The following is a 6,000-nucleotide window of genomic DNA, read 5'->3' on the forward strand; positions in this document are numbered from 1 at the left end:
TCGTAAAAAATACCCGCTGGCTATTCGCATGATCACCGTGGCTTACGAGAAGATGGTGATTGACCTTCTTGCTAAGGATGTCTTGACGGAAGGATAGAGAATCAACGGGAACCACAAGCTGGTGTTTCCGAAAAGGGAGACACTGGAGCCAGGCAAAGTTCGCCAATATAATCAGGTGGCACCGGTGGAACGTGCCCCGATGGACTTGAAGGAAGACGTGACGATATCGGTGTTTTACTTCGATCCGATCAAAAGCCGGATCCGAACGATCATCGTTCACGCAAGAGACACGATATACCTCGACACTACGTCTAAACAGGAACGCCGGAAGTATCAAATCCAGTTTTGGAAGAAGTTGCCAGGACTGCGTAGTTTGTACCCATAATCGGGCGTAGCGAAGAAGGTTGCTCCAGCGGAGGATTATCCTCAACGGGCGCCATTCGTTTAGTCCTACTCAAATCGCCACAGAGCGGCAACGCAATATGTCGCGATGGGCGAGTCTTATCAGGTGCCCACCGATTTTGACGAGATGTGGAAGACGCCTTTAGCTGTGGCGAAGCTGGAAATCTTCGATAGGATCAAACTAGGGCGTGGCGACCTGACCTTTGACGAGCACGTTAGTTCGCGCCTGTGGCAGCACTGGCCAGGCAAGTCAGAAGCACTCTTTTCCTGACGAGTCCGTCACCTTGATAATGGAGACGTCCTCCGTGTATCTAAACGCTTCTGCGAAACCTGCATTCAGCAGCTGCAGCTCGTTCTGGGCGTAAAGGTACTTGTCGATCCAAGTTCCGGTCACCGGATCACCATCGCGCCGGCGTGCGGACGCGATTACCTCGCTCTCCGGCCCCCAATAAAACCGATATTGCTCTAGCGTCACGCCGGACAAAGCACTAACTTAGGCGTACGCAAGCGGCTGATTGATGGCGAAGGCTTCCCGGTACGCATCGGCCGAATACGACTGGTAGATCCACGGCTCAACGTCGGCCGGTATTAGATTTCTGAGAAAGTCGACACTCGCAAGCAGCTGCAACAGGTCCTGCAAGACGCTCAGATGACAAAGCGTGAGGAAGTTCGAAAGGCTCCTAGCAACGATATTGTCAAGCGCTGGCAGCCAGTAGCCCCGCATCCTCTCGACCATCAGCTCCGCGCGCTTGTCAACCCCCTCGCGGATGCGTGCCACGTGCTTGGTGCTTTCGTACCCGCGATCGAGGAACTCGCGTATCTTTTCCGGAGGCCGACCATGAAATCGTGAGGTCGGCTTGCGGTGCTCCGCAGCGTCCATAAGAAGGCTGGCGACCAGCCTCTCAATCGCCAGCGTTGTCTCCGGCCAGACTGTGAGGACACCCGGAACCTTCCCTTCGACCTCTTTCAGAGCAATCTGACACTTCACGATATCTGCGCGGACTCCATCGGGGAATCCCACCCTAACCCGTCCGTCCTTCCCAATGGCGTCGATACCGGCCTGCACATGGGGGTCCAGTTTGCCAAGGAACTCCACCAGTAAACGGTGTTGGATCGCTTCCAGATCGTTGGGCGTGGGGATCGTGAAATGGGTGGAGAGCGGCACACGGTAAGGTTCAGGGAAATATCTGGCGGCCGAGATGGGATCGACGACGGCTCGCATGAAAAAGAACTTTGTAACAATGAACTTGTCTTCGAACAGCTCCTTGCCGGTGATCTTTAACCGCTGAGCGTTCAGCATGGCCTTGAAATCGCGGTCCAAATCAAAGAGCCAGGCGTTCATGGCCGAACTTCTCAAGATGTCGTTTTGTGCGTGTCTGAGAAACACGGAGGATAGAGGGCTAAGAAAGGTGGAGTACTCGGACCCGAGGGAGGGCGAGGCTACCAGAAATAGACCAACCTCGATTTTGGCATCTAGGAGATCGCGCTCTTCCCGCACCAGGTATCGCCGGGCCACGATGCCACCCATGCTGTGGCAGACGAAGACGAGCCGTTGGGCGGTCAGGACTTTGTCCAGCCGCAGATGGGTCGTAAGGGCATCAACCGCGTCGTTGATTCGATAGGTGCCCGAGAAAAGTCCGGTCTCGTATTCGAAGATATAGACGCCGACACCGCGCGTGCGTGGGTCTTCGATGAGGAGGCTTGGCCAATACGTGCCGTTTGCGTTCCGCCAAGCCTCGGCGTCGGAAATCACGCCGTGGATAAAGATCACCACTGTGCCATTCTGGGGTTGAGCTAACCAAGTGCCCTTCATGACAGTCGATCCCGCCTCTCAGATCAGTCCAGCGCAATAGGCATACAAAGCTACGGCATTTTTGACTCGTGCTGCCGGCAACTCTGCAAGGATAGCCGAAGTTTTCAAGCGGTCTTTTCGTGTCGAACAGCCCGATAGTATGCGGCGTGCCGATTGGCTTCCGCCTTGATCAGGCTCGCGTCGCCGCGAATCCTTCGCAGCCGACCAAGCGCTCCGGATGTAATGGCGCAAGACGGTCTCGAACACGCGCTGGAAGAGATCGCTCTCACGCAAGCGGCCGTGCCTGTTCTTCGAGAACGTCGAGTGATCGGGGACCGTCCCATCTAGACCCATACGGCAAAACCAGCAGTATGGCAGATTGTAGTGGACTTCATTAGAGAGCCGCCGCTCCGATCGGATGCCAAAGCAATAGCCGATCAAGTGCATCCTGATCATCAGCTCCGGACCGATCGAGGGCTGCCCAATGTTGCTTTAGAAGGGTGCCAACTCCCGTCGCAGATCCTCGACGTCGACGACCTGTCGATCGACCGCAGGAGGTGGTCGGCAGGGATGTGCCGTTCTAACGAGAACTGATAGAACAACGCAGCCTGTTCGACTTTCCGATGCACCATCATGACCTTCAGTCCTGCCAATCAGACAGACTGAATAATCGATATCTCTGCGTCGCAACGCCGACTTTCATGCACAACAATGAGACGATACCATAAAAGCATAAATGCAAAATTGATTCTAGCATGTTGCGATGCTGTTGAGGCGTTCGCCGGGGGCGGTCGGTCCCGCGTCCCGGTTTCGGCGGCGCTATGCTGACGCTCCTACGGCTGCCCTCTTAACTGGTCTCACGACCCGCGAGGGGCCTCCGCTGACGCTCCGCCCACACGCTACCTTTCCACAGCATCGCCGCCAAGGGCATCCTGCAAAATCTGGTCGTCGAGCCGGAGCTGGACGGCGAAGGCGCGCCCACCGGGTTTAGCGCTCCCTCCGGGCGATGACGTCGAGCGCCGCGAAAATGCGCCGCCGCCTTGTCGGAGTGTGCAGGTGAAGGTCGGGGCGGATATGATCGACTGCTTCGGCACGAGCTGACAGGCCCTTGCCGGGCTGCTGTCATCTCTCAGTCTCAAAGCCGACGTTGATCGGAATAAGGAGCGTAAGATCTTCCTTCGCCTTGGGCGAAGCCTTTCAGGACGTCGTCGGACAGGGCCGCTGTAGCGCCTCTGGTCTCCTAGGACGAATTCATTCACACGTCGAACTCACCCAGCCTGGTTAGGATCTCCGGTCATGCTGTTTGTGGAGGGGCCTTACGACCGAGTTAACATCGGTCGTAAGGAAAAGGCAGGGGCTATTAGTGGCTTTGCCTTCCTTCACCTTTCGAGCCGAGGTCCAGTTGGTCCAAAAGGCAAGCGAAACAGATCTGAGGTCGAATGTGGTCGAGGATGAACCAGATATCGCCGCTGCAGGTACCGTTTGGACGCTGTTTCGGAAAGAGCAAAGGTCCGGATAAAGGATGCGGCGCTGGTCCATTAGGATGCCTGGCAGCTTCCGCAAAGCGCTTGTTCATGTCGAAGACGAAACGATCGATCTGCGTTCTACATCGCCCGTGTCGCACCATCTATGGGCGACGTACCCCGGCTCAACAATGGCCGTGTCAACCTGTCAACCGTGTCAACCCAAGTTTCGCCCTTTGCAGCTGGTGGATTTCCGGGGCACGCTTGGGCCGTATGGGGCAGGGGCGGGGGAAGGACCCATCGGCCGGTGTTTGTTCTGACTTGGAAGATGGGCATTGAGGAATCTGGATCTCATGGTTAGGGAAGTCTGTGGTTAGCTGAATTGTCTGCGCAGGCACAATGTCCGAGCACGAACTCACCCGCCGAGCGATGTACGACCTGGTTTGGTCGCAACCGATGACCAAGGTCGCCGAAGGTTTTGGGATATCGGACGTTGCTCTCAAAAAGATCTGCGACAGGCATCGGGTGCCGACGCCGGCGCGCGGCTATTGGGCCAAGAAGGCGGCAGGCAAGCCAGCCAAACAGGTTCCCTTCTACGGCACGACCGATCCGCAGCACGAGCGCATCAGCATCTATGGTTCACTGCAGAATTTGGCTCCAGAGGTCAAAGAGGTGCTGGACCAGGAGCGCCAGCGCCGCAAAGCTCTTCCGAAGTTGATACCGACTCCGGTCGTCGTCGAGCCGACGCCGCCGGTTGAAAACGTGCACCCATTGATTGCAGCAACGGCAAAAGAGTTGCGCAAAGCCAAACCCGACCGCGACGACGCCGTGCGGGTCAGCGGGCCCGGCCGCTGCGGGATCGAAGTTGGCGTCACGAGCGCTGAACGCGTGATCACGATTCTTGATGGGCTTGCGCGTGCGCTGGAGGCGCGGGGGCTGACCATCGATCTGCCGGGCGGTCACATGCGTGTCGCAGTGCAGCCGGACGAGCTGACCTTTTCACTCTCCGAGCGGATCGAAAGGCGCCCGCACGCTCCGACCATGGAGGAGCTAGCGCTGGAAGAGCGGCAGAAAAAGAAGCGCGAGCGAGAAATGCCGGTGAGCCTCTGGTCTCTCGACTACAAGCGCGCCTATCCCGAATTCGACTTTATCCGGACAGGCGAACTGAGCCTTCAGATCGCAAACCATTATATTGGGCTGCGCCGCAACTGGGCTGACGGCAAACGGCAACGACTGGAAAGCCTCACCGAAGACATTGCGGGCGGGATTGTTGCCTATCTGGCCGGCATCAAGGCGAGGCGCGAAGAACGTGAACGCTGGCACAGAGATTGGGAACTGCAGCGGCACCTTGAGGCGCTCGCTAGAGCTCGCGAGGAACGGGAGACAAAGAGAGCGGAGTTTCTGAACCGGCTCGCCGAGATCTCGAGTGAAGCGGATCACCTGAGACCGTTCGTCGCGAGATTGCGTGGCAAGTTGAAGGATAATGGTCCCCGCGAACTAGCACGTCTCTTGGAGTGGGCGGATGAGCATGTCTCACGGCTCGAGAGCGAACTAACACCTGGCGGGATTGTGGAGGCTATCGGCGAGGAAAAACTGTTTCCAGAGCCTGACCCGTTAGCGCCACCGCGGGCGGAAGATGACTGAGATTGGTTCACGAGACGCCCCTCGAAGAGTTCAGCCAGAGTCCGACGGACTATCGCGCGGTGCTCTAAATGCTAAAGGCGGAGTGGCTTGCCGCGAACGAGCGGAGACACCTTCGCTAGGCAAGAGCTGACATCATGACTGTGATATGCGTCTTCCACTTAGCGGTGATGCTTGGCGGATTGACAGGCTTGTAAGGCCACAACTCTTATGGCCGGTGGCCTTATTGTGCGCGCTTGGGCGCACCACACGGAGCAACTGTGCTGTTGAGGTAGGCCGGCGAACGGCCGGCCTCAAGGCTGGCGCGAGACGCGCCCCCGCCTTCGGCGGCTGAAGGCCTTGACCCCGTCCGCTCGCCGTCCTGTTGGCTTGGCATGCACTCGGTCGTGGACCCAGCGCAATGTGGCGCTCGATCAGTTCATCGCAACGCAGGGCTGCTTGGGATTCCATTTTTCGCCGCGGGCAATCATCGTGTTGAGCATGATGATCAGCTTGCGCATACAGGCGATGAGGGCAACTTTCGGCTCTTTGCCCTTGGCGATGAGGCGTTCATAGTAGGTCTTGAGCACCGGATTATGCTGCGTCGCTGCCCCGAGGCAGGGAAGGAACAGGCCGTTTCTCACCCAGCGCCGACCTCCCTTGATGTGGCGCTCGCCTCGGCGCTTGCCGCTGTCGTCGTCGTAAGGGGCAACGCCGATCAGG

Annotated in this window: 4 protein-coding genes and 1 pseudogene; 2 read left to right on the top strand and 3 right to left on the bottom strand. The window is 57.8% G+C overall.

All coding sequences use genetic code 11. The features are described from left to right. Positions 1–490 precede the first annotated feature (490 nt). Complete coding sequence (locus QX121_RS31035; RefSeq protein WP_315813854.1) at positions 491–673, top strand: hypothetical protein; 183 nt, start codon at positions 491–493, stop codon at positions 671–673. A 222-nt stretch (positions 674–895) separates the two neighbouring features. On the opposite strand, the gene QX121_RS31040 is transcribed toward QX121_RS31035, so the two are convergent. Further along, entirely contained in the window at positions 896–2,215 is a 1,320-nt protein-coding gene (locus QX121_RS31040) for an alpha/beta hydrolase (RefSeq protein WP_315813855.1), read from the bottom strand. Between the two features lie 149 nt (positions 2,216–2,364). Next, positions 2,365–2,829: pseudogene (locus QX121_RS31045) on the bottom strand (transposase); the annotation flags it as partial. A 1,227-nt stretch (positions 2,830–4,056) separates the two neighbouring features. Between QX121_RS31045 and QX121_RS31050 the strand changes: the two are divergent. Next, the gene (locus tag QX121_RS31050) at positions 4,057–5,301 is read left to right on the top strand and encodes a hypothetical protein (protein ID WP_315813856.1); all 1,245 of its coding nucleotides are present in this window, start codon (positions 4,057–4,059) and stop codon (positions 5,299–5,301) included. Positions 5,302–5,711: 410 nt separating this feature from the next. Here QX121_RS31050 and QX121_RS31055 read toward each other — a convergent pair. Continuing rightward, on the bottom strand, positions 5,712–6,000 hold a 289-nt coding region (locus QX121_RS31055), incomplete at its 5' end, for a transposase (protein ID WP_315813857.1).

Origin of the sequence: Bradyrhizobium sp. SZCCHNR2028, assembly GCF_032380995.1 — a bacterium.
GTDB lineage: Bacteria > Pseudomonadota > Alphaproteobacteria > Rhizobiales > Xanthobacteraceae > Bradyrhizobium.